Here is a 25573-nt window from a genome sequence, read left to right on the forward strand (position 1 = left end):
GGATGGAAGCGCGGGCCGTCGCGGCGAATTGCCCGCCGGACGGAACCGCGGCAACTGCTTGAGCGTATTGCTGCTTTGTGGCCGCCTTCATGGCTGGCGACCAGAGGGGCGTGACGGACATATGATAATAAGACAGGCTCATCATGTCCGGCACATGTTGGGCCTTCTTATCGCTACCGCATCCCCCCTGCCGCTGCTGGCGCAGACGCCGCCGCCCGCCACCACGCCGTCCTTGCCCTATGATGCGACGCGGGCTGAAGAGCCGATCCTGCCGGACGACCAGTTCGAGGCGCGCCTGCCGCAGATGGAGGGAAGCGACCCCGCCAAGCCGCTGCCGTCGATCGACAGCTGGATCGACCAGCAAATGCCCTCGACCGGCGCAGCGGCGGAACTGCCGCCTGCCATTGAGCCGGCTGAGGAGCAGGAACTGGCGCAACCGCTGCCCCCGCTGGACAGCGTAACCGTGCCCGCCAACGTTGCGGCCGACAGCGACCCGAACGCAAAGCTGCCCGACGTCCGTTATGCCACCCGGATTGAGGGTTTTGGCAAGACGGGCCTTGAAGACGAATTTCGGGATGCATCCGCGCTGATCGACGGCGATGGCAAGGCAGAGACCGCCGCAATGGTGCAGGCACGGGCGCAGGAGGATGAGAAGCTGGCGGTACGGCTTTTCTATTCCGAAGGCTATTATGACGCGACCGCCCTCGCCAGCCTCGACCAGACCGGCGATGGCACGTTGACCGCCGTGATTTCCGTGACGCCGGGCAAGCGCTACAAGCTGGGCGACATCATCGTGCAGGCCGGGCCGACCGTGCCGCCGGGGCTGGTGCGCGACAGTCTGCCGCTCAAGACCGGGGACTATATCGTCGCGACGACGGTCGAAGGTGCGGAGGCCAATGTCGCGCTGCGGCTGCCCGAACAAGGCTATGCTTTCGCCAAGGTGGGGGAGCGCGACATATTGCTCGACCCCGCGACGGTGACGGGCGCCTATACCCTGCCCGTCGACACCGGGCCGCGCGGTACGTTCCGCAAGATTACCACCAGTGGCGACAAGCAGGCGTTCGGGGCCGATCATATCGAGGTGATCCGCCGCTACAAGCCGGGCGAGATCTATGACAGCCGCAAGGTCGATGATTTGCGCAAGGCGCTGGTCGCGACCGGCCTGTTTTCCAGCGTCGCGGTCGATCCCGTTCGCACCAACGAGGCAGGACCGGACGGGACCGAGTATGTCGACCTGCACGTCGAACAGGCTGCCGGGCCGCCGCGCACGCTGGCGGGCGAGGTGGGATATGGCACCGGTCAGGGTTTCCGCGCCGAAGGGACATGGACCCACCGCAACCTGTTCCCGCCCGAAGGCGCGCTGATCGCTGGCGTGGTCGCGGGCACGCAGGAACAGGGCGTGTCGGGCACGTTCCGCCGGTCCAACGCGGGCAAGCGCGACAAGACGTTTCAGGCCGGCGCGCTGATCAACCATCAGAAATATGACGCCTATGAAGCCTTCACCGCCGGGCTGAACATCAGTTGGGCGCGGCAATCGACGCCGATCTTCCAGAAGCGCTGGACCTACACCTATGGCGCGGAAATCCTGCTGTCGAACGAACAGACGACGATCGATCCGGCAACCGGCCAGAACAAGCGGCTGACCTATTTCATCGGCGCGCTGCCGGTGCAGGTCGGCTATGACCGGTCCGACGATCTGCTCAACCCGACCAAGGGGTTCCGCGCCAGTGTGCGCGTGTCGCCCGAAGCGTCGTTGCAGGGCAATGTTTCGCCCTATGTGCGCGGCACGTTCGACCTGACCGGCTATTATCCCGTGTCGGATTCGCTGGTCATCGCGGCGCGCACCCGGCTTGGCGCGATCAGCGGCGTGTCGCGCGACGATGTCGCGCCATCGCGGCGCATCTATGCGGGCGGCGGCGGATCAGTGCGTGGCTATGGCTATCAGGAACTGGGGCCGAAAGATGTAAACAACGATCCCATCGGGGGCCGATCGGTCAATGAATTTGCGGTCGAGGGCCGGTATCGTTTTGGCAATTATGGCGCGGTGGCCTTTGTCGATGCAGGTCAGGTCTATAACAGCGCAATCCCGAAATTTTCCGACATGCGCTATGGCGTCGGCATTGGCGGGCGCTTCTACACCAATTTCGGTCCCTTCCGCGCCGACATTGCAATGCCGATCAACCGGCAGCCGGGCGAATCCAAATTCGCCGTCTATATCGGTATTGGGCAGGCCTTCTAATGACTCAGGATGACACCCCCGCCCAGACCGTCCCTAGCGAGGCCGTGATCGTGCGCGAAGCTCGCCCCTTGTGGCAGAAGATCGCGATCGGGGTCGTCGGCCTTGTCGTGGCGCTGGTCGTGCTGGTGGCGGGCCTGCTGCTGGGCCTGAACACCCAGCCGGGCAAGCGATTCCTGATCCAGCAGATCGCGGCGCTGAAACTCGAATCGGGCATGGCCATCGAAGTCGGACGGATCGACGGGTCGATCTATAGCGACATGGTGATTCACGATCTTGTGCTGCGCGATCCCAAGGGCGTGTTCGCGGTGTCCCCGCGCGTGCATGTCGTGTGGAAGCCGTTTCGTTATGTGAACAACCATATTTCGGTCAGCCTGCTGGAAACCCCGCTGGTGGTGCTGGCGCGCAGCCCGCAGTTCAACGCCACCCCGACCGATCCCAATGCCCCTATCCTGCCGGATCTGGACATTGACGTCGACCGGCTGAAGATCGGCAAATTCGTGCTGGCGAAGCCCGTCATCGGCCAGAAGCGCGAAATCGCGATCGACGGCGTGACCCATATCGCCGACGGCCGCGCGATCCTGTCCGCCGACGCGATCGTCGACAGCGGCGACCGGTTGCAGGCGAAGCTGGACGCGGTTCCGGCGCAAAATCGGCTGGCCATGAGCGGCACGCTGACCGCGCCCAGGGGCGGTGTCATTGCCGCCATGTCGGGCCTGACCGACGGGATGACCGCGACGCTGGATGGCAAGGGGACATGGCAGGCCTGGAACGGGCGGATCGTTGCGACCAGTCCCAAGGGCGAGATCGCCAACATCGCCGTCGCTGCGCGTGATGGCGCATTTACCGCGAAGGGTCCGCTGCGCCCCGGCCTGGTCATGGCCGGCACGGTCGATCGCCTGACCGCGCCGCAGCTGGACGTCGACCTGTTTGCAGGCCTGAACGAACGGCGCGTCAACCTGAAGGCGACACTGCGGTCCCCTGCCCTGTCCGCCGATGCGCAGGGCCTGGTCGATCTGGGCACGAGCCGGTTCAGCGCGCTGAAGATCAATGCGGCGCTGCTGACCCCCGGCGCGATCATGGAGGAGGTCAAGGGTCGCGACGTGCGCGCCGCCATCGTTCTGGACGGGCCGATGGCCACGCCGTTCATCGATTATGACATCAGCGCCAAATATCTGGCGTTCGACGCCACCGGCATCGAAAATCTGAAAGCCACCGGCCGCGCGGTGATCGACGCCGACCGCATCCGCATTCCGGTCAACGCCACCGCGAGCCGGGTGACCGGCCTTAACGCCGCGGCTGGCGGATTGATGAACAATCTGCGGGTGAAGGGCGATTTCGCCTATGCCAGTGGCAGGTTGATCAGCGACAACCTCAAGATCGACAGCGACAAGATCGACGCGACCGCAATAGTCCTCGCTGATCTGGACAACGCCCTTTATCGCGGGGCGCTGAAAGGACGGGTCAATGATTACCGGATCGACGGCGTCGGCATCGTCAATCTCAACACCGATATAGAGCTGGTCCCCGGACCCAAGGGCGGCTTTGGCCTGTCGGGCCGCTTTGGTGTGCGAACAGCGCGCTGGGACAATGCGTCGGTACGCGATTTCCTGGGCGGCAACGCCATCGCCACCGGGCGGATCGGCATGACGCCGGAGGGCAAGTTCACGCTCGCCGGGCTGAAGGGCGCGGCGCCCAATTTCACCATCCAGTCGGGTTCGGGCAGCTACGACACCAACGGCCATATCGCGTTCGACGCCACCGCCGCCTCGCGCCAATATGGGCCGCTGGCGCTGACCGTCCGCGGGACGATGGAGCGACCGCAAGCGGTGTTGCGCGCGGCACGGCCCAATGTCGGCGTGCAGCTGAATGATGTGATCGCGAAGCTGAACGGAGAGGCCGCAGGCTATCGGCTCGAAGCGACCGGCGGATCGCCCTATGGCCCCTTCTTCGCCAATGTGCTGATCCGCACCGCCGCTGGCCCGTTGACGATCGACATCGCCAAGGCCCGCTTTGCCGGGGTCGATATGGCAGGCACGCTGCGACAGAGCGCGGCCGGTCCCTTTGCCGGTCAGCTGAGCCTGAACGGGTCGGGCATTACAGGCGCGGTGCGGCTGGCGGCGGTCGGCAAGGCGCAGGGCGTGGATGTGAACGCCACCGCCAATAACGCCAAGCTGCCGGGCGACGCGGACGTGATCATCGGCCGCGCCATCGTCAACGCTTCCATGGTGCTGACCGATCAGCCCCGAATCCTGGCCGACGTGCAGATCGCCAACGCCGCCTATGGCGACTATGTGGTGCGCACGGCGCGCGCCAAGGTCGATTATCAGGGCGGGCGTGGCAAGGCGCAGCTGGTGGCCGATGGCTCCAGCGGCGTCCCCTTCTCGATCGCGGCCAATGCCGCGCTGCGCCCCGATCTTTATGCCGTGGCGTTGCAGGGCAAGGCGGGCAATATTCCCTTCCGCCTCGCCAACCCCGCGATCATCCGCACGGAACTAGGGGGCTATCGACTGGAGCCGGCCACGCTGATCCTGCCGCAGGGCAAGGTCGATCTGGCCGGGCGGTCTGGCGACAGCACGGCCATGCAGATGCGGTTCAAGGATTTTGACCTGGCGATCATCAACATGGCCTCGCCAGGACTGGGTATTGGCGGCAAGGCGACCGGGACGATCGACTATGTGCAGACCGGCAATGCTTTCCCGACCGCGACCACGCGGCTCGCCATCGCCGATTTCCGGCGCTCCAGCCTGACCGCCGTGTCCGATCCCGTGTCGATGAGCATGGAGGGCAAGCTGTCCAGCGCGGGCGGCGACCTGCGCGGGCTGATCCGGCGCGGTTCGTCGACGCTGGGACGATTCGTGGCGACGCTCGCCCCGCCCGGCCCCGGCAACAGCTGGAGCGAGCAGTTGCAGGCGGCGCCCTTGGGCGGTGGCATCCGCTATGCCGGACCGGCCGACATTCTCTTTTCCTTCGCGGGTCTTGCCGACCAGCAACTGACCGGCGGGCTGGCGGTAGCAGCCGATTTCAGCGGGCGACTGGCCGATCCGCGTATCAACGGCGTCGCCCGCGCCAATGCGCTGACCTATGAAAATGAGACGTTCGGCACGCGGGTCACCCAGATGAAGCTCGATGGCCGCTTCACCAACGATCGGCTGGAGTTGCGCGACTTTTCCGGCCGGGCCGGCGACGGCACGGTCCAGGCGTCCGGCACGGTGGGCCTTGCCGCCGACAGCGGGTTCCCGATGAATATCGCCATCAAACTCGACCGCGCCCGGCTGGCCCGAAGCGAAGCAATCACCAGCGTCGTCAGCGGGACGCTGGCCATCACCAACAGCGCGGCCAATGGCGGCCTGATCAAGGGCGACCTGAGCCTGCCCGAAACCCGCTACAGGGTCGCCTGGCAGGGTGGCACCGAGATTCGCCAATTGCAGGGCGTGCGGCGCAAGGGCGAAGGCGCGGACATTCTGGACCAGCGCCAGGCCGCGCGTCAGGCGGCGGCAAAGCCCGCTGACTGGAAGCTCGACATCCGGGTGCGGGCCGACAATGAAATCTATGTCACCGGCATGGGGCTGGATTCGGAATGGAAGACAGCGATGCGGGTGACCGGCACCACCGCCAATCCGCGTGTGGTCGGCAAGCTGGAAGTGCTGCGCGGACGCTATAGTTTTTCGGGCAAGCAGTTCGACCTGGAACAGGGCGTCATCACCTTTAACGGACCGATGCTGAACCCGGTGCTGGCGATCAAGGCGCAGACGCGAATCGACACGGTGACGGCGGGCATACAGGTGACCGGATCGGCGCAGCAGCCCGACATCGCGTTCATTTCCAATCCCACCCTGCCGCAGGACGAAATCCTGTCGCGCATATTGTTCGGCGATAATGTCGCCAACCTGTCGGCGATGCAGGCGGTGCAGCTGGCGGCGGCGCTCAACGGCTTGCGCGGCGGCAGCGGCGGGTTGAACCCGATGGGCAAGTTGCAGGGCGCGTCGGGAATCGACCGCATCGGCATTGTCGGCGGCGATGAAACGACCGGGCGCGGCACGAGCCTGGCGGTGGGGCAGCATATCTCCAACAATGTCTATGTGGAGGTGATCACCGATTCCAAGGGCTTTACCGCCACCCAGCTGGAGATTGCGCTGTCCAGGACGCTGAGCCTGTTGTCGAAGACCGGGACCAATGCCGGATCGTCGGCGAACCTGCGCTATTCCAAGGATTATTGAGCGGAGCGCGGGCATCGCGCTCTTGAGATTGTCGGTTCGGGCCGAACCTGTCGAGGCCCTGTCCTTACATCAAGCAGGACGACGCTTCGACAGGCGCAGGGCGAACGGGGATGGGCTGCCTATCCCTCGTCCACGCGCGAGACGAGGATCGACTGGGCGTTCATCATGGCGTTGCCAAAGGCGGTCATGAAGGCGATGTCGGTGGCGTCGCGGCCGACGGCGATGCGGACCATGGTTTCGACCGGGGCGAGGCCGGTCGAATCGACGATGTGCCACGCGCCGTCGAGCCAGACTTCGACAACGGCATGGAAATCCGGCGGATCAAGGTCGAGGGCATAGACCGAGACGAGCCGGGCCGGAATATCGCGGGAGCGGATCAACGCGGCGGTCAGATGGGCATAGTCGCGGCAGACACCCTGCTGGGCAACGAAGGTATCGGCGGCGGTGGTCGTGCCGTCGGAACTGCCGGGCACATAGATGAGATTGTCGTGCACCCAGTCGCGCAGCGCCGTGACCAGCGCGCCGCCCTCCAGATCGGGGAAATGGCCGCAGACGAAGCTGACGAAGCGGTCAGCCTCGCAATAGCGGCTGGGCCAGATGAAGGGCAGCACATCCTCCGGCAGGCTGGGCAGCGGGCTTTTGGCGAGGCTGGCAAGGTCGATCGCGGGGCGGTCGACATCGACAGTGGCACGGTAGGTGCTGAGCATCCGTCCGGTGCCGGTGCGGGTCCAGGTGCGCCGGCCAACGCCGCTGCCGCCCACCTTGTTGGTCAATGGCCCGGCATTGTTGATGATGTGGGACTGGCTGACGATGCGCTGATCCGGCAGCGCGGCGGCTTCCACCGCCAGCAGCACATCGGTCGGTTCGGCGAAGTCATAATCCAGTATCGCCTCGATCGCGACGCGCATGATGGGAGCCTTTCAAAAGCGGGAAGGAGACGCGGTAACGCGCCAGCCGCCATTAGGGTGCAGAGCATTGCGAGGGCGCAGGCAGGGCGCAAGTGCCAGATCCGCTGAACCGCTTAACTTCGCATATTTCCCGGCAAATCGGACATTATCTTGCGCTGGCCCGATCCTATCGGAAAGTCGGCGTTGATGGAGCCGGACGGTAAAAGGCCCGCTGCGCAGGGGGTGCGCGGCGGGCCTTTTCAGTGCGTGAAGCGAGGGGCGGACGAGTTGCGCCAGAGATCGTTCCGGCTGATCGGGCCGGACGAGCATCTGCGCTTATTCGTCATCATCCTCCGCTTCGGGTCCGGCCATCAACGCTTCGGCAACCTCTTCGGTCTTGCCCCGGATCGCCTTTTCCAGACGATCCGCCATCTCAGGATGCGTTTTCAGAAATGTCTTGGCGTTTTCACGACCCTGGCCGATGCGGACAGAGTCGTAGGAGAACCAGGCGCCCGATTTCTCCACGATCCCGGCCTTGACGCCCAGATCGAGGATCTCGCCGATCTTGGAGATGCCTTCGCCATACATGATGTCGAATTCGACCTGCTTGAACGGCGGGGCGACCTTGTTCTTGACCACTTTCACGCGGGTCGCATTGCCGACAATATCTTCGCGATCCTTGATCTGGCCGGTGCGGCGAATGTCGAGGCGGACCGAGGCGTAGAATTTGAGCGCATTGCCGCCAGTCGTGGTTTCCGGATTGCCGTACATCACGCCGATCTTCATCCGCACCTGGTTGATGAAGATCACCATGCATTTGGAGCGCGAGATCGAGCCGGTCAGCTTGCGCAGCGCCTGGCTCATGAGGCGCGCCTGAAGGCCGACATGGCTGTCGCCCATTTCGCCTTCGATTTCCGCCCGCGGCACCAGCGCGGCGACCGAGTCGACCACCAGCACGTCGATGGCGTTGGAGCGCACCAGCGTATCGACGATTTCCAGCGCCTGTTCGCCCGTGTCAGGCTGCGACACGATCAGTTCGTCAATGTCGACGCCCAGTTTCTTGGCATAGCCCGGATCGAGTGCATGTTCCGCATCCACAAAGGCGGCGGTACCGCCATTCTTCTGCGCTTCGGCGATGGCGTGCAGCGCCAGCGTGGTCTTGCCCGAACTTTCCGGGCCGTAAATCTCGATAATTCGCCCCTTGGGCAGGCCGCCAATGCCAAGAGCGATGTCGAGGCCGAGCGAGCCGGTCGAGATGGCTTCAATCTCGATCTTTTCCCGGCTGCCCAGCTTCATCGCAGAGCCTTTGCCAAAGGCCCGGTCGATCTGGGCAAGCGCGGCGTCCAATGCTTTTTGTCTGTCCATAGTCCCGTTCTTCTTGGAATCGATGAGTGTGAGCATAGCGGACATCGGCCTAATCCCTGTCAAGCGGACTGCGTCGATTCTCTCGGCGCCTGGCGATGATGTATCCTGTTTGTTCTAATAGAACAAGAGGGGAACGGAAATTTCCTATTCGCCCAATATTTTTCCCAACGCCCGCTCGACCGCGCCGATGGTGAAGGGCTTGGCAAGCGTGGGGCGGTCGGCATGATGGGTCGGCAGATCGTCGGCCATGCCGCCCGTCGCAAAGACGAAAGGCACGCCTTTCTGGACCAATATGTCAGCGACGGGCCAGCTTTTCTCACCCTGCAAATTGCAGTCGAGCAAAGCCGCGTCAAAGCCGCCGTCGCGCGCATGGGCGCAGGCTTCGTCGACCGAAGCGGCGACCGCATGCAAGCGATAACCCAGCGCGTCGAGATAATCTTCCAGCATCATGCCGATCATCGCTTCATCCTCGACGATCAAAATGCTCTTGCCGTCCGACATGCCGTGGCGATCCCCTGTTGATACGCGCATGCGCTAACCCATCGGTGCGGGAATGGACAGGATAATTACCTTGATCAAGCACAACTTATTCGAGGGTCATTCCGCCACGGGTCGCGTCGCCAGTGCGTCCCGCGCCGCTTCGGCCAGTTGATTGACCGAGAAGGGCTTGGGGAGGAAAGCGACGTTGGCGATGTCGATCGACTTGCGCAATTGCTCCTCGGCATAGCCCGACATGAACAATACCGGCAGGTCGGGGAAAGCGCGACGCGCCTGCGCCACCATGGCGGGGCCGTCCATATTGGGCATCACCACGTCGGAGATCAAAAGGTCGATCGCGACATCGCCCGCCAACACTTCCAGCCCCTGTTCGCCGTCGCTGGCGGTCAGCACGGTATAGCCCTGCCGCACCAATGCCCGTTCCGCGACGGCACGGACCATGTCCTCATCCTCCACCAGCAGGATGGTGCCGGTGCCCCATGTCTCGCTGCGTCTGACCGGCGGCTTGACCGGCGCGACGTCATTCGCATCGGAGCCGGCATAGACAGGCAGGTAGATGACGAAGCTGGCGCCGCGCCCCAGTTCGGATTCGGCAAAGATGTAGCCGCCCGACTGCTTGACGATGCCATAGACGGTGGACAGGCCAAGGCCGGTCCCCTTGCCCAGTTCCTTGGTGGTGAAGAACGGCTCGAAAATCTTGGCCAATATGTCGGGCGGGATGCCAAGCCCGGTGTCCGATACGCGCAGCGCGGTATAGTCCCCCGCCGGCAGGATTTGCTGGCGCATTTCGCGCACCTTGATCGCGGGCACGGCATAGGTCTGGATATTGAGCGTGCCGCCTTCGGGCATGGCATCGCGGGCATTGACCGCCAGATTGACGATCACCTGTTCCAGCTGGCCGGGATCGGCGCGCACCGCGCCCAGATTGCGCCCATGGCTGACGTCCAGCTTCACATTTTCGCCCAGCAGGCGCTTCAAAAGATTGGAGACGTCCGCCACGATGTCAGGCAGTTGCAGGATCTGGGGCCGCAGCGTCTGCTGGCGCGAAAAGGCGAGCAATTGCCGGGTCAGGCCAGCGGCGCGATTGCTGTTCGACTTGATCTGCTGAATATCGTCATAGTCGCTGTCGCCGGGCGTGTGGCGCATCAGCATCAGGTCGCAATGGCCGATGATCGCGGTCAGGATGTTGTTGAAATCATGCGCGACGCCGCCCGCCAACTGGCCGATCGCCTGCATCTTGGTCGCCTGCGCCACCTGCCGCTTGAGCTTGGATTCCTCGCTATTATCCTTGAGCGAGAGGAGCACCGCCGCCTCGCCCAGCCCGCGCACGCCAGCCAGGCTCAATGCGATCGGCTCGTCAGGCTGGTCCCGCATACGCACGGCTATGTCGCCCGACATTTGCGGCCCCACGGCAAAGCGCCGCACCGCGTCGGCCACCGCCGCCTGATCCTCGCGCACCACCAGATCGCCGGGATAGCTGGGCTTGTCGCCGGGTTTAAGGCCCGCGACCCGCGCAAAGGCATTGTTGAGGAACAGCACCCGCCCGTCGCGGTCGGCCATGGCCAGGCCAAAGGGCAGCAGCGACAGCAGGGTTTCGATGTAGGAAAGCGCCGACGTGCCACCGCCGCCCGCCGGTTCGTCGATCAACAGCAGCAGCATCGGCCCGTCCTGCGCGCTGACCTGCGCCGACATGCCGTTGCCCTGCGTCACCCGCTTCAACGGCACCTGTAGCAGGCGCAGCGGCAGGCCGCCCTGCTCTTCGCGCGCCAGGAACAGCCGCCCCTTGTCATCCACGCGCATATGGCCGGCGAAATCGCGCCCGGTGATATTGGCGTCGATCCGCCCGGCGGCGCGCAGCAGGAAGGCACCATTGGCGGCGCGGATGCGGCCTTCGCCACCGATCATCACGGCCATCACGCCTGCCTCGCCCAGCTGGCGGCCCGCTTCGCCGGTCAGGAAGCGGTTGACGTCGTCCAGCGCGCTGGGCTGGCGCACCGGGGCAAAGCGCCAGAGCAGATAATCCTCGGCCCGGCCGGTACGCACCACCTCCGCATCCAGCCGCAGCGCGCCTTGCGCGATCCCGCCGACCTTCGCCTCCCCATCGCGCCAGGCGGCACGGGCAGCGACCGACAGGCTTTCGGTGAGCGCCGGATCGCCGGTGATGCCGGGCGGGGTGGGATAACCGGCGAACCATTCGCCAAACAGGTCGCTGGCGCAAACCAGCCGCCCGGCGCGATCGGTAACGGCGATCGCCATGCTGGATGCGTCAGCGGCGGCGCGGGCGACCGTCCAGTCGGGGATCGCTTCCTTGTCGGAAAGTTGCGGCGGATAAAGGCGGCGATACCAGGCCATGAGCGCCGCGATGGTGAGGACGGTGGCCGCAAATCCGCCGGCCAGCAGCCAATTGTCGATCGCATAGAAAATCAGCCCGGCCGAAAGCGCCGCCGCCAGCAGCAACAGCGGCAGGGCAAAACCCGATCGCGACTGGGTCAGCCACGCATCCCCATTGCTGTTCACCCGCGCGGCCATGGGCGGCCCTTCCCTTGCATCGACACTGTCAAACCCGCTTGCCCATCCTAGAGGACAGGAGCTGGTTTCTCCAATGCGCTGCTTTTATGGGCCTTGCCAATCCTCAATTTGCGCGCCTTCCATTTGCGGCCCATGCGATGACGCCAGACCCAGTCGGCGATGACATAGCCGATGGCGGCCGCAACGATCGAGATGATCGAGAGACCCAGCAGCAAGGCGGGCGCTGCTTCGGACACCAGCCAGGCGGCCCATTGGCCAATCGTGGCATGATGATCCACCAGCGTCATGAAGCCCGATGCGTCCGCGCTGCGGCCCAGCATCCAGTTGCCGATATAGACCGACAGCCACAGGATCAGCGGCGTGGTCGCGGGATTGGACAGGAAGGTCATGGCCGCCGCGACAGGAATATTGGCGCGGAAGGGCAGCGCCAGCAGCGCCGCGCCTGCAATCTGCACGCCAGGGATCAGCAGGAAGATGCCGACCAGCAGTCCCAGTGCCACGCCGCGGGGCACCGAGCGGCGCGTGAAGCGCCACAGCGAGGGTTCCAGCACGCGGTGCGCGACGGGCGCGAGGAACCTGTTATGCTCCAGGCTTTCGCGCGTCGGCGCATTGTCGTGCCACCAGCGGCTGAGGCGGTTGTCCATGGCTCAGCCCTTGTCCCGCATGATGCGCTGCTGGTCGCGCTTCCAGTCGCGGTCCTTGATCGTTTCGCGCTTGTCGTGGTTCTGCTTGCCCTTGGCCAGCGCCAGCTCGATCTTTGCGCGGCCCTGGCTGTTGAAATAGACCATCAGCGGCACCAGCGTCATGCCCTGCCGCGACACGGCGCTGTGCATCTTGTGGATCTCCCGCTCGTGCAGCAACAGCTTGCGGGGGCGTTTGGGTTCGTGATTCTGGCGATTGCCGTGGCTGTATTCAGGGATGTTGCTGTTCACCAGAAACACCTGATTGCCCTTCACCTCGGCATAGCTTTCGGCGATCGACCCTTCGCCGCCGCGCAGCGCCTTCACCTCTGTCCCCTGCAGGGCGATGCCCGCTTCGAACACATCTTCGATGAAATAGTCAAAGCGCGCGCGCCGGTTTTCGGCGACGATCTTTTTCTTGTCGAAGGTAACGGGACGGGGGCGGGCCATTAATCTACTTTTTCATCCGTTCGGTTCGAGAATCCTGAGCCTGTCGAAGGGCGAGAAGCCTTCCCGCGCAGTTCTCGACAAGCTCGAACCGAACGGAGATGGGCCTTCTATACCAGCCCCGCAATTTCCAGCGCGCGGTCGACCGCGGCCCGGCTGGATTCCGACGGCCAGGTGATTGGCAGGCGGACGTCGCCGGGCATGTCGGGCCGCACGCGCGTAAGGGCATATTTAACAGGCCCGGGTGAAGAATCGCTGAACAGGGCATCATGCAAGGGGTAAAGACGATCCTGCAACGCCAAGGCACCATCCCAGTCATGCGCGGCGCAGGCCGCCTGGAAATCGGCGGTAAGACGCGGCGCGACATTGGCGGTGACGGAGATGCACCCCTTGCCACCCATGGCGTTGAATCCCAATGCGGTTTCGTCATTGCCGGAAAGCTGGCAGAAATCCGGGCGGCAGGCGAGACGCTGTGCGCTGACCCGCCCCAGATTCCCGGTGGCGTCCTTGATCCCCACGATCGTCTGAAATTCTTCCGACAGGCGGTGGATCACCGGCACGCCGATGTCGGTGATGGTGCGGCTGGGGACGTTGTAGAGGACGATCGGCAGCGAGCAGCGTTCGGCGAGATAGGCGAAATGCTGATAGACGCCGTCCTGATTGGGCTTGTTGTAATAGGGCGCGACCACCAGTGCGGCATCCGCCCCGGCCCCTTGCGCGGCATACATATGATCGAGCGCGATCCGCGTGTCGTTGGAGCCGCAGCCCGCGATCACGGGCACGCGCCCGGCAGCCTGATCGACGCAGATGGCGATGACGCGATTATGCTCCTCGACCGTCATGGTCGCGCTTTCGCCGGTGGTGCCGCAGGGGACGAGCGCGCTTGATCCTTCGGCGATCTGCCAGTCGACCAGCGCGCGAAACGCCGCCTCATCCACCGATCCGTCGCGAAACGGGGTCACCAGAGCCGGAATCGAGCCGGAAAACATGATTAAACTCCTTCAATTCTCCGGCCGGCCGGGGCATGATCAGTCAAGCGGCGCGCTATAGCGCGTCATTCAGGCGCTGATAAGGATGCATTTGCGATAATGTCCAGCATGGCGACGCCCCGAATGATTGAAAGTTACATTATCCGTATGCCCCTTGTTGCACTGTTGCTGTTTACCGCCGGCGCAAGCGCCCAGACCGAAGGCCCAGCCCCCGCGTCAGCGCCCGCCGACCCGCCCGGTGCCGTGGTCCAGCCGCTGCCCGCGCAGGATACGCCGGGCGCGCAATGGAACAGGGTGGCGTCCCGCGTCGGCATGGCCAGCGACGGCACGATCGGCGCGACGATCGACCAGTGGCGCGCGCTGCAGCAAAGCGACGGGCTGGGCTTTTCCACCTATGCAAGCTTCATCACCGCCAATCCGGGCTGGCCGGGTGAGGACAGGATGCGGCGGCTGGCCGAAACCGGCATCAATCCCGACAGCTACGATCCCCGGCAGGTCACGGCCTTCTTCGCCCGTTTCCCGCCGCGCACCGCGACCGGCCACGCCCGCAACGCCACCGCGCTGATGCAGATGGGGCGGATGGACGAAGCGCGGGTCGCCGCGCGCAATGCCTGGATCGGCGGCAGCCTGAGCGCTGCGGACGAAGCGCGATTGCTGTCCCTCTTCGGGGCCGGCCTGACGCCTGCCGATCACGACCTGCGCGCCGACATGCTGCTGTGGGCCAACGACACGGTCGGGGCGACGCGCATGCTGGCCTATGTCTCGCCGGGCAGGCGCGCTGTCTATCAGGCGCGCATCGCCTTCCGCCGCAAGTCGGCCGACGCTGCGATGCTGATGCAGGCCGCCGAACCGGTCGGCGCAAGCGATGCAGGCTTTGTCGCCGACAAGGCATTGTGGCTGCGCGACAGCGGCAACTGGGTCGCGGCACGCCAATATCTCGCCAATCGCGGCCCGCTCAGCTATCGCCCGACCAACGTCGAGAAATTCTACGAAATATTGCTGGGACAGGCGCGCGCCGCGGCCAATGACAGCCAGTGGAGCTTTGCCTGGGGCATCGCCAGCAAGATTGACGATGCCGTGCCGCCGGGCGTCGACCTGTCCGACCAGCCGATCGGGGTACGGGACGATTATACCAGCCTGGCCTGGCTGGCCGGGACGACCGCCTTTTACAATCTCAATCGTCCGACCGACGCGGTGGCGATGTTCCGCCGCTATGCCGATGCGGCCAAATCGCCCCAGACCAGGTCGAAAGGCTATTATTGGGCCGGTCGCGCCGCGCTTCAGGCGGGCGACGCCGCCAGCGCCAACGGCTATTTCACACAGGCGGGCGTCTATCCCGACCAGTTTTACGGTCAACTGGCGCTCGAACGGCTGGGCCGCCCGATCCCCGCACCCGCCACGGTCGAGCGCCCGGTGCCGATTTCCGCCGCCGAACGCGCCGCGTTCGACCAGCGATCCGTCGTGCGCGCGGTCAAGGCGCTGGGGCAGATGGGCTATTGGCAGGATCAGGGCAAATTCGCCCGCGCCATCGCCAACAATGCCGACAGCGACACCGATCATTATCTCGCGGCGGAACTGGCCGAAAAGATCGGCCGCACCGACATGAGCGTCATGGTCGGCCGTCGCGCCGTTTCCAGCGGCCTGACCGGCTATGGCGAAAGCGCCTTCCCGCGCGTGCCCGTGCCGCCCACGGCGCAATATAACTGGACCATGGTGCATGCCATCGCCCGGCAGGAAAGCCAGTTCGACAAGCAGATCGTCAGCCATGCAGGCGCGCGCGGGCTGATGCAGCTGATGCCCGGCACCGCGCGCGAACAGGCAGGCAAGCTGGGGCTTGGCTACAACCCCGCCTCGCTCAACGATCCCAGCTACAACATCATGCTGGGTTCGGGCTATTTCCAGCGGATGCTGGACTATTATGGCGGCAGCTATCCGCTGGCCGTCGCGGCCTATAATGCCGGGCCGGGCAATGTGAACAAATGGATCGCCGCCAATGGCGACCCGCGCCTGCCCGGCGCGGACATGCTTCGCTGGATCGAGCAGATCCCTATCTTCGAGACCCGCAACTATGTGCAGCGCGTGCTGGAAAATGCGGTCGTCTATGAAGCAATGAACCCGGAACGGGCGAAATTCCGCGGGACCAGCGCGGTGCTGAGCCGCTATCTGGGGAAACAGACGCCGGGGTAATAGCCCTATCGCCGCCCCCTTCGCCCTGAGCGAAGCGCAAGGCTTCGACAAGGTCCGCCCGAACGGTTATGGGATCGAGGGATGACGACCCCCTATCCCAATTATATCTCGCCCGAAGGCTTTGCCAAATTGCGCGCGGAATATGACCATTTGCTGGGAGTCGAGCGCCCCGCCATCGTCGAAGTCGTGAGCTGGGCGGCGGGCAATGGCGACCGCAGCGAAAATGGCGACTATCTCTATGGTCGCAAGCGGATGCGCGAGATCGACTTTCAGCTGAAGCGCCTGTCCAAGAAGATGAAGGACGCCAAGGTCGTCGACGCGCGGCAGCAGGGCGACAAGAGCCGCGTCTATTTCGGCGCGACCGTCACCATCGCCGATGAGGATGACAATCACCGCATCGTCACGCTGGTCGGCAATGACGAAACCGACATCGAGGCTGGCCGGATCGGCTGGTCCTCCCCCATCGCCCGCGCCCTGCGCGGCGCGGCCATCGGCGACTTGCGCCGCGTGATGCTGCCTTCGGGCGAGAAGGAATATGAGGTGATGGCGATCCGCTATCCGGACTGAGCCGCGCTTGCGCGGTGCAAGGCGCGCGCCCGCTGCCCGATAGCAAGCCACCCATGGCGGGCGTCACGACAGGATGCCGCGCCGCCCGGTCATGGCGAACAGAAGCGAGACGGCGTCTAGTCGTGCGGGCGCAGCGAGCGGTTGAGGCTTTCGAGCACTTCAGCGATTGGTTCGGTCACGGTCACGCTGCGGCCTTCGCCAAAGCGGATGCGCGTGCCGTCATTGACCGACGAGACGAAGGTGACTTGCGACGCGTTGACGGCGGTTTCAGTGCGGTCAGTGCCCACGAACATGACGAGCATGGCTTCCTCTCCTTTTTATGGACGCACAGCCTATCGCCATTTGCGCGCGACGCCAGAGGGATTTCTACGGATCGTCAGGTCGCGCCGATCGCCATGATGAAGCCGCCCGCGCGCGCTTCCAGCCGATGAGCCTCCCCGGCCAGTCTTTGCGCCACCGACTGCATCGCGCGCGCACCCAGCACGGTCGCGTCCGCATTGCCGCTGATCGCCTGCGCGCCGGAGCGGATATGGTCGCTCGACGACCCTGCCTCCGCCACACTTTCGGCGATGGCGCGGCTGAAAGCGGCCTGGCGGGCGACCGCGTCGAACAGCGAAGCCGACAGACGGTCGGCGCGGGCCATGGCCGCATCCATATGCATATGACCCGCCGCCACATCAGCGACCGTCGCGCGGACATGTGCGATCCGCCCGGCTATGCCCGCCGCGGCATCGCGCGTCTGTTGGGCCAGCGACTTTACCTCGCGCGCGACCACGGCAAAGCCCTTGCCCGCATCACCCGCCCGCGCTGCCTCTATACTGGCATTGAGCGCCAGCATCGCCGTCGCGCCCGCGATGCTGTCGATCAGGGCGACGACTTCGCCGATATTTTCCGTCTCGCTCCGCAGCGCCTCGCCCTGCGCCATGCCTGCGCGGCTGCGCGCGGCGGCATCACGCATCGCTGCACCCGCATCGCGCGCCTCGCTCTCCATCGCCTGGAAAATCTGACCCAGTTCGACGCCGCCCGCCGCGATGCTCGCCAGCCGATCGGCCGTCTGCGCCGCGGCGACCGCCATCGCCGCACTGTCCGCGCCATCGCCCGCTGCGCGCTCCGCCGCCTGCGTTGCGAGCGCCGACAACTGGTCGGCCATGGCCACCATGTCCGCGATCAGCAGCGCGACATCGCCCTGAAAGCCAGCACTTTCGCGCCGTATCTGCTCGACCCGTTCCGATCGCGCCAGCGCCACCTGCGCGTCGCGCTGCGCCGTGAGGCGCAGTAGCAGGGTGCCGTCCAGTACGCCTGCATAGCGCCCCTCGTCCGTGACGATCAGCCCTTCGCACCCGGTCCCCTGCGCGGCATAGAGATCGACCAGCCGATCGAGCCCCGCACCCCGGTCCACAAGGGCACAGGGGCGGACATGATCGTCCAGCCGCCCGCCGAAACTGGGGTTGCGCAGCAAGGCATGGCCGAAGGGGTTGAACAGGATGCGGCGCATGTCGCGCTCATAGATCGCGCCGACGGGCCGGTCGCGCGCGTCCAGCACCGGCAGCAGGCGCAGGGTGGAATCCCGCTGGAAGCAATCGACCGCCTCACTGAGCGGACGCCCCAACCAGATAACCGGCTTGTCCTGCGCTAGGGGCAGGCTGACCAAGCCGGGCGCGTCCGGCGGGATTATGGGGGCATGAAACATGGCCAGAGCCTTAGCCGCCCAATGGTAAACGAGCCGTTAGAATTTCATGACAATTTTGTTACAAGTGACTGTTTTCACTGAATTTTATGCGGATTTGGCGGGGCTATAGCCAAAGGCGTCCTGCGCGAGCTTGACGACCGCCGGGTCCGCCGCCGGGAAATCCATCGGGACGAGTGCTTCCAGTCGTTCCGCCACATAGGTCAGCGCAGCGATGCGACCGCTCTTGCGGTGATTATTGTCAATGACATGCCAGGGCGCATGTTTCGTGTCGGTCTTTTTGAACATGGCGTGCATCGCATCCAGATAGTCCGCGCGCCTGGCCCGGTTGCGATAGTCGTCCGCGCCGGTTTTCCAGCGCTTCCACGGGACGTCCAGCCGCTCGGCCAACTGCTTGTCCTGCGTTTCCTGAGTGATGTGGACGAAGAGTTTGACGATGTTCATGCCAGCGTCGATCTGCTGCTTTTCGAACGCGTTGATTTCGTCATAGCCGCGCTTCCAGTCGGCCTTGCTGCAAAATCCCTCGACCCGCTCCACCAGCACCCGGCCATACCAGCTACGGTCAAAGACCGCGATGTTGCCGCTGGCCGGCAGGCGCGTCCAGAAGCGCCAGAGGAAATGATGGTCGCGCTCTACTTCATTGGGGGCAGCGATGGGATGGACATGATAGTAGCGTGGATCCCAGTCGGCCGACATCCGCTTGATGATGCCGCCCTTGCCCGCTGCGTCCCAGCCCTCCAGCAGGATGACGCTGCGGCGCTTGTGCAGGATATGGGCGACCTGAATCTTGGCGAGGCGTTGCTGAAGCGCAGCCAGCGCCGCATCATAATCGCCGTCATATTTCGGCGCATCTTCGTAAGTCGCGAGGTCGATGGTCATGGGCAGCTATCCTCAATCGTCATGCCGGACCTGATCCAGCATCCAGGGCGACAGGGACAGTGTCCGACACCCTGGATGCTGAAGCAAGTTCAGCATGACGAAAAAGGAAAACTCAACCCTTCGCCTGTGGCTCCACGACGCGCACATGCAATTCGCGCAGCTGCTTGAATTCGGCGGCGCTGGGTGCGCCCATCAGCAGGTCTTCCGCCTTCTGGTTCATCGGGAAGAGCGTGATTTCGCGCAAATTCTGCGCCCCGCACAGCAGCATCACGATGCGATCGACGCCCGCGGCCATGCCGCCATGGGGCGGCGCGCCATATTGGAAGGCGCGATAGAGGCCGCCAAAGCGATCCTCTACATCCTGCTGGGACAGGCCGACCAGTTCGAACGCCTTGACCATCAGTTCGGGCGACTGGTTGCGGATCGACCCCGACGCAATTTCGAACCCGTTGCAGACCATGTCATATTGATAGGCGTTGATCGTCAGCGGGTCTTGCGTGTTCAGCGCCTCCAGACCGCCCTGCGGCATGGAGAAGGGGTTGTGCGCGAAATCGACCGACTTTGTGTCCTCATCATATTCGTAGAAGGGGAAGTCGACGATCCAGCACAGGGCGAACCGATCCTTGTCGATGAGGTCGAGCGTTTCGCCCACGCGGGTGCGGGCAAGGCCAGCCAGCTTGGCGGCCTGCGCTTCCTTGCCAGCGGCGAAGAACACGCCGTCATTGTCGCCAAGACCCAGCGCCGCGATCAGCTTTGCGGTCGCTTCCTCGCCATGATTTTTGGCGATCGGGCCGCCGGGCACGCCATCCTTGATGTTGATATAGCCAAGGCCCGAATAGCCCTCGCCCCGCGCCCAATTGTTCATTTCGTCGAAGAATTTGCGGCTGCCCGCGCCAGCACCGGGTGCCGGGATCGCGCGAATCCGGGCGCCGCTTTCGACCAGCGACGCGAAGATGCCAAAGCCGGAGCCGACGAAATGGTCGGTCACATCGACGATTTCGATAGGGTTGCGCAGGTCTGGCTTGTCGCTGCCATATTTCAGCAGCGCTTCGGCATGCGGAATGCGCGGGAAGCTGCCGGCCGGGGTGACGGGCTTGCCGTCGGCAAATTGTTCGAACACCTGGGCGATCACCGGCTCCATCGTGTCCCACACTTCTTCCTGGGTCACGAAGCTCATTTCCAGGTCGAGCTGGTAGAATTCGCCCGGCAGCCGGTCGGCGCGCGGGTCTTCGTCACGGAAGCAGGGGGCGATCTGGAAATAGCGGTCGAAGCCTGCGACCATCAGCAGCTGCTTATATTGCTGGGGCGCCTGCGGCAGGGCGTAGAATTTGCCGGGATGGATACGGCTGGGCACCAGAAAGTCGCGCGCGCCTTCCGGGCTGGACGCAGTCAGGATCGGCGTCGAATATTCGGTGAAGCCCGCGCCTTCCATCCGGCGGCGCATGTCCGAAATGATCTTCGTGCGCTTGACGATATTGGCGTGCAGCGTTTCGCGCCGCAGGTCGAGGAAGCGGTAGCGCAGCCGGATGTCTTCGGGATAGTCCTGCTCGCCCGCCACCGGCAGCGGCAGTTCCGCGGCAGTCGACAGGACGGTGACGGCATCGGCCACCACTTCGATCGTGCCGGTTTCCATCTTGGGATTGGTCGCTTCGGGACCGCGCGCCACGACCGTGCCGTCGATCGTCACCACCGATTCGAGACGCAGCCCCTCCAGCACGCGCAGCGCTTCGCTATCCGCCTTCGCCACCATCTGGGTGATGCCATAATGGTCGCGCAGGTCGACGAACAGCACGCCGCCATGGTCGCGCTTGCGATGCACCCAGCCGGACAGGCGCACGGCCGTGCCGACATCGGCTTCACGAAGGGCGCCGCAAGTATGGGTGCGATAGGCGTGCATGGCGTTTTGGTCTTTCAGCTTCGTTTTACGGAAATGACAAAGCCCTGACGGCAGGCTATGGGCATAAGGTCACTACGACCAGCCCGCCAGGGAGCGGGCCTGCCCATAATAAGATCGATGACCATATGCAAATCCATCCGCTGATTACCGACAGCAAGACACTTTCCGATTTCTGCGCCCGCATCGCCAAATCCCCCTATGTCGCCATCGACACGGAATTCATGCGCGAAAACAGCTATTGGCCCGAACTCTGCCTGATCCAGGTGGCCGACGCGGACGAAGCTGCCGCCATCGACCCCAAGGCGCCGGGCATCGACCTGAAGCCCCTGCTCGACCTGATGGTCGACAATGAGGATGTGCTGAAAATCTTTCATGCCGGCGGACAGGACATAGAGATTGTCTATAATCTGACCGGCAAGACCCCGCACCCGATGTTCGATACCCAGATCGCGGCGATGGCATTGGGCCTTGGCGAGCAGATCGGCTATGGCAATCTGGTCGAGGCGTGGCTTGGCGTACAGCTGGACAAGGGCGCGCGCTTTACCGACTGGGCGCGCCGCCCGCTCGACAAGCGCCAGATCGACTATGCCATCGGCGACGTCACCTATCTGATCCAGATTTTCCCCAAGATGCTGGAAGAATTGCGCAAGACCGGGCGTGGCGACTGGCTGGACCAGGAAATGGAGCGGATCAGCGATCCCAGCCATTATGAAACGCTGCCCGAAGATGCGTGGAAGCGCGTTCGCATCGCCAGCAAGAAAGCCGATGTGCTGGGTCGCCTGAAAGCGCTGGCGGCGTGGCGCGAGATCGAGGCGCAGGACAAGAATCTGCCGCGCGGCCGCATCGTCAAGGATGAGACGCTGGCCGACATTGCCAGCCATCCGCCGCGCACGCAGGATGATCTGGGCAAGGTGCGGGGCCTGTCCGCGACCTGGCGCACCAATGACATCGGCGCGCGGTTGATGGCGGCGCTGGGCAAGCAGCAGCCGCTCAGCAAGGATGAAATGCCCGACCGGGAGCCGCGGCGTCCGGGGCTGGGCAAGGATGGCGCGCTCGTCGCGGACCTGCTCAAGCTGCTGCTCAAGATCCGGTCGCGCGACATCAATGTCGCATCGCGCCTGCTGGCGCGCAGCGATGACATTGAAGCGCTGGCGGCGGGCGTGCGGAACGACCTGTCGATCCTGGAGGGGTGGCGTTACGAACAATATGGCCGCGACGCGGTCGATCTGGTCGAGGGGCGGCTGGCCTTTGCGGTCAAGGGCGGTCGGCTGAAGATGACGCGGACGGAGTGATTTCCTACTCTTGTTCGAGCTGAGCCTGTCGAAGGGTCAGGCTGAGCGAAGAATGGAATTTGGGTAAGGAGAATAACCCCATGCACCGCATCCTGTCCCTGACCGGCGCGCTTGCGCTGACCGCCTGCGCCACTACCGCGCCGCCGCCAGTGGCGGCTGGCCCGTGCAATCATGACGCCCTTGCAGGTTTTACCGGGCAAAAGGCGAGCGCGGAAACCGGCGCGGCGCTGCTGGCTGCATCGGGGGCCAGAACGCTGCGCTGGGGCGGCCCCGGCATGGCGATGACGATGGACTTTCGCCCCGACCGGCTGACCGTCAGCTATGACGAAGCGATGACGATTACCTCGGCGCGTTGCGGTTGAACCCATCCCTGTTCCCGCGCAGGCGGGAATCCAGTCCCACCGCCTGAACTGGGCTCCCGCCTGCGCGGGAGCACACCGTGATGACATTGAAAGCCCTGCCATGAGCGCCACCGCAGACATCGCCATCCGCATGGCCCGCGCGACCTTCAATCGCGCGCTGGCCGACGCGAATCTGGCCGCGATCGGCCCGCTGCTCGCGCCCGACGCCGTGCTGGTCACGGGCACCGACAGCGCGCTCATCACCGGGCGCAAGGCGCAACTGATTGCCTGGAAACGCGAATTCGCGGCAGCCGAGCGACTGATCTACACCCGCACGCCCGACACGATCCTTGTTTCCCCGGTAGAACCGATCGCCATGGAGCAGGGCCATTGGCAGGGCGTGGCGATCGGCAGCGGCGAGACGCTGGCGTCAGGCACCTATAGCGCCAAATGGCGAAACAGGGGCGGCGCGTGGATGATCGAGGCGGAGATTTTCCTGACCCTAGCCTGACCGGCATGGAGCGCGAATTGCCTGTTGGCCGCCCGCAATAGGGGCGAGGCATGGCGTCGGCTTCCGGTCACGCCATCAACCCGCCCTCCCCTGATCATGCCCCTTTGCGCTGTTGCGCCCGGCGGGCAAAGATGTTGAGGCACTCCACCAGCGTCGAGAAGGCCATCGCCGCGTAGATATACCCCTTTGGCACATGCACGCCGAAGCCATCGGCGATCAGCACCGCGCCGATCATCAGCAAAAAGCCCAGCGCCAGCATCACAACGGTCGGGTTCCTGGCGATGAAATTGGCGAGCGGATCGGCGGCCAGCACCATCGCGCCCACGGCGACCAGCACGGCAATGACCATGACCGCAAGATTATCGGTCATGCCCACGGCAGTCAGGATCGAATCGAGCGAGAAGATCATGTCGAGCAGGATGATCTGCACGATCGCGCTGCCGAAGGTCAGCGTCGCCACGCTCTTCTTGTCCAGCATATCGTCGCCGCGTGCGGGATCGACATTATGATGGATTTCCTTGGTCGCCTTCCAGATCAGGAACAGCCCGCCCGCGATCAGGATCAGGTCACGCCAGGAAAATTCGGTTTCAAAGGTCGGCGCGCCATATTGATTGGGCGGGCCGATGATCCCCAGGTCGAACACGGGCGCGGTCAGGCCGACGATCCAGGCGATCATCGACAGCAGCACCAGCCGCATCCCCAGCGCCAGGCCAATGCCGATACGGCGCGCCTTTTGCCGCTGATGTTCGGGCAGCTTGTTGGTCAGGATCGAAATGAACACCAGATTGTCGATGCCCAGCACCACTTCCATCACCACCAGCGCGACGAGCGCGGCCAGGGCGGCGGGATCGGTAAAGGCGGTAAGCAGGCTGTCCATCATGATCCTTCCGTCCGGTCTTTCGGCACGCCAGCGCAACGACAGGAAGGCCCGCGGGTTCCAACTGACACACTTTGTCACATGGGTGCGCTATCATCGGCAAAAGCGCGGTCCAAGCGACTGGACTGGACGAGACCAGTCGCATAGCGAAGGCGCGTTCTCCTTTTCAAGCGGCAGCCCCCGGCTGCGGCGCACCAGTCCCAAGCGAAAGGCAGCCCATGGCCAGAACCACCCTCACCCGTTTCCTGATCGAACAACAGCGGCTGGCCAATGCGCTGCCCGCCGAATTGCGCCTGTTGATCGAAACCGTGGCGCGCGCGTGCAAGACGATCAGCCATTCGGTGAGCAAGGGTGCGCTGGGCGAAGTGCTGGGCAGCCTGGACAGTGAAAATGTGCAGGGCGAAGTGCAGAAGAAGCTGGACGTGATCGCCAACGAACTGCTGCTCGACGCCAATGAATGGGGCGGACATCTGGCGGCGATGGCGTCGGAAGAGATGGAAACGATCCACCGCATCCCCAACCGCTACCCCAAGGGTGAATATCTGCTGCTGTTCGATCCGATCGACGGGTCCAGCAATATCGACGTCGACCTGTCGGTCGGGACGATCTTTTCGGTGCTGAAAGCGCCCGACGAATGTGCCGGTCGCGAAGTGACGGAAGAGGATTTCCTTCAGAATGGCCGGGCGCAGGTCGCAGCGGGCTATGCCATTTATGGCCCGCAGACGCTGCTGGTGCTGAGCGTCGGGACCGGCGTATATGAATTCACGCTGGACCGCGAAGTCGGCAGCTGGGTCATGACCGATCCCGACATGAAGATGCCGCAGGGCAAGTGCGAATTCGCCATCAACATGTCCAATCGCCGCCAATGGTCGCCCGGCATCGCCCGCTATATCGAAGAACGGGTGATGGGCGCGCAGGGGCCGTGCGGGGTGGATTACAATATGCGCTGGACCGCTTCCATGGTCGCGGACGTCCACCGGATCCTGAAGCGCGGCGGCATCTTCATGTATCCCGCCGACCATCGTACGCCCGGAAAGGCCAAGCTGCGCCTGATGTATGAAGCCAATCCGATGAGCTATCTGATCGAGCAGGCCGGCGGCGCGGCCACCGACGGCTTCATCCCGATCATGGATGTCGACGCCACCAGCCTGCACCAGCGCGTCGGCGTGATTCTGGGTGACAAGGCGGAAGTGGAAATGGTCACGGCCTATGGACGGGAATAGCCGATCGGCGGCGTTCCTGTTCCGCGATAGTCAGAGATAGGAAAAGTGGGGGAGAGCGGAGCGCCGCTCAATCCCCCTTGCTATGGCCTCGCCTTGCCGGTCTTACCGGCGGCCCCTCTCCAGAAACATTTTATATGGCGCGGCTGTAGCGCAATTCGCCTAGACCAAGCCGGAGCCAAAAAAAGGGCCGATCCGCAGACCAGCCCAAAAAGTTTAGGAGAGGATGCCTGAAAGGCACAGTTCTTTTGCCGCCGGGGCAGA

The 25573-nt window shown here is 64.2% G+C and carries 20 protein-coding genes; 8 read left to right on the forward strand and 12 right to left on the reverse strand.

Annotated elements, in window-relative coordinates; translation table 11 throughout:
• Positions 1-121 precede the first annotated feature (121 nt).
• Positions 122-2239, forward strand: a complete 2118-nt coding sequence (locus IWY39_RS07575) for an autotransporter assembly complex protein TamA (protein ID WP_181316695.1) — start codon at positions 122-124, stop codon at positions 2237-2239.
• The gene (locus IWY39_RS07580; protein ID WP_107124450.1) at positions 2239-6456 is read left to right on the forward strand and encodes a translocation/assembly module TamB domain-containing protein; all 4218 of its coding nucleotides are present in this window, start codon (positions 2239-2241) and stop codon (positions 6454-6456) included. The genes IWY39_RS07575 and IWY39_RS07580 overlap by 1 nt, the downstream gene beginning before the upstream one ends.
• Positions 6457-6575: 119 nt before the next feature.
• Here the strand turns inward: IWY39_RS07580 and IWY39_RS07585 are convergent, their stop codons facing one another.
• From IWY39_RS07585 to dapA, 7 genes are all read right to left on the reverse strand, one after another.
• On the reverse strand, positions 6576-7364 hold the full coding sequence (locus IWY39_RS07585; protein WP_107124449.1) for a transglutaminase-like domain-containing protein: 789 nt from the start codon (positions 7362-7364) through the stop codon (positions 6576-6578).
• 315 nt (positions 7365-7679) lie between these two features.
• Positions 7680-8753, reverse strand: a complete 1074-nt coding sequence (recA, locus tag IWY39_RS07590) for a recombinase RecA (protein ID WP_026002329.1) — start codon at positions 8751-8753, stop codon at positions 7680-7682.
• 99 nt (positions 8754-8852) lie between these two features.
• Positions 8853-9209 (reverse strand): response regulator, encoded by a 357-nt coding sequence (locus IWY39_RS07595; RefSeq protein ID WP_017182830.1) that lies wholly within the window; start codon positions 9207-9209, stop codon positions 8853-8855.
• Between the two features lie 96 nt (positions 9210-9305).
• Entirely contained in the window at positions 9306-11735 is a 2430-nt protein-coding gene (locus tag IWY39_RS07600) for a hybrid sensor histidine kinase/response regulator (protein ID WP_107124448.1), read from the reverse strand.
• Positions 11736-11782: 47 nt separating this feature from the next.
• Positions 11783-12379, reverse strand: coding sequence for a DUF2062 domain-containing protein (locus IWY39_RS07605; RefSeq protein WP_107124447.1), 597 nt, complete (start codon positions 12377-12379; stop codon positions 11783-11785).
• Positions 12380-12382: 3 nt separating this feature from the next.
• On the reverse strand, positions 12383-12865 hold the full coding sequence (gene smpB / locus IWY39_RS07610; RefSeq protein WP_017182833.1) for an SsrA-binding protein SmpB: 483 nt from the start codon (positions 12863-12865) through the stop codon (positions 12383-12385).
• Positions 12866-12972: 107 nt separating this feature from the next.
• Positions 12973-13851, reverse strand: a complete 879-nt coding sequence (gene dapA, locus IWY39_RS07615) for a 4-hydroxy-tetrahydrodipicolinate synthase (RefSeq protein ID WP_017182834.1) — start codon at positions 13849-13851, stop codon at positions 12973-12975.
• 99 nt (positions 13852-13950) lie between these two features.
• On the opposite strand from dapA, the gene IWY39_RS07620 reads away from it, so the two are divergent.
• Complete coding sequence (locus tag IWY39_RS07620; RefSeq protein WP_107124446.1) at positions 13951-16038, forward strand: lytic transglycosylase domain-containing protein; 2088 nt, start codon at positions 13951-13953, stop codon at positions 16036-16038.
• 81 nt (positions 16039-16119) lie between these two features.
• On the forward strand, positions 16120-16605 hold the full coding sequence (gene greB / locus IWY39_RS07625) for a transcription elongation factor GreB (protein ID WP_019052976.1): 486 nt from the start codon (positions 16120-16122) through the stop codon (positions 16603-16605).
• Between the two features lie 116 nt (positions 16606-16721).
• Here the strand turns inward: greB and IWY39_RS07630 are convergent, their stop codons facing one another.
• From IWY39_RS07630 to aspS, 4 genes are all read right to left on the reverse strand, one after another.
• Complete coding sequence (locus IWY39_RS07630) at positions 16722-16907, reverse strand: hypothetical protein (protein WP_017182837.1); 186 nt, start codon at positions 16905-16907, stop codon at positions 16722-16724.
• Between the two features lie 74 nt (positions 16908-16981).
• Positions 16982-18295, reverse strand: a complete 1314-nt coding sequence (locus tag IWY39_RS07635; protein ID WP_107124445.1) for a methyl-accepting chemotaxis protein — start codon at positions 18293-18295, stop codon at positions 16982-16984.
• 84 nt (positions 18296-18379) lie between these two features.
• Positions 18380-19171, reverse strand: a complete 792-nt coding sequence (locus tag IWY39_RS07640; RefSeq protein ID WP_107124444.1) for a polyphosphate kinase 2 family protein — start codon at positions 19169-19171, stop codon at positions 18380-18382.
• Positions 19172-19283: 112 nt separating this feature from the next.
• Positions 19284-21068, reverse strand: coding sequence for an aspartate--tRNA ligase (gene aspS, locus IWY39_RS07645; protein ID WP_019052980.1), 1785 nt, complete (start codon positions 21066-21068; stop codon positions 19284-19286).
• A gap of 125 nt (positions 21069-21193) precedes the next feature.
• On the opposite strand from aspS, the gene rnd reads away from it, so the two are divergent.
• The 3 genes from rnd to IWY39_RS07660 all read left to right on the forward strand — a co-directional run bounded on the left by rnd (position 21194) and on the right by IWY39_RS07660 (position 23212).
• Positions 21194-22360 (forward strand): ribonuclease D, encoded by a 1167-nt coding sequence (rnd, locus tag IWY39_RS07650; RefSeq protein WP_017182841.1) that lies wholly within the window; start codon positions 21194-21196, stop codon positions 22358-22360.
• Between the two features lie 80 nt (positions 22361-22440).
• Entirely contained in the window at positions 22441-22722 is a 282-nt protein-coding gene (locus IWY39_RS07655) for an I78 family peptidase inhibitor (RefSeq protein WP_107124443.1), read from the forward strand.
• Between the two features lie 100 nt (positions 22723-22822).
• Entirely contained in the window at positions 22823-23212 is a 390-nt protein-coding gene (locus tag IWY39_RS07660; RefSeq protein WP_107124442.1) for a nuclear transport factor 2 family protein, read from the forward strand.
• 94 nt (positions 23213-23306) lie between these two features.
• Here the strand turns inward: IWY39_RS07660 and IWY39_RS07665 are convergent, their stop codons facing one another.
• Positions 23307-24092: a TerC family protein gene (locus IWY39_RS07665; RefSeq protein WP_017182844.1), complete on the reverse strand. Its 786-nt coding sequence runs from the start codon at positions 24090-24092 to the stop codon at positions 23307-23309.
• A gap of 215 nt (positions 24093-24307) precedes the next feature.
• Here IWY39_RS07665 and IWY39_RS07670 point away from each other — a divergent pair, with 215 nt between their 5' ends.
• The gene (locus IWY39_RS07670; protein WP_017182845.1) at positions 24308-25312 is read left to right on the forward strand and encodes a class 1 fructose-bisphosphatase; all 1005 of its coding nucleotides are present in this window, start codon (positions 24308-24310) and stop codon (positions 25310-25312) included.
• Positions 25313-25573: the final 261 nt, after the last annotated feature.

The sequence above is a fragment of the Sphingobium sp. JAI105 genome (assembly GCF_015752145.1).
Lineage (GTDB): Bacteria > Pseudomonadota > Alphaproteobacteria > Sphingomonadales > Sphingomonadaceae > Sphingobium > Sphingobium xenophagum.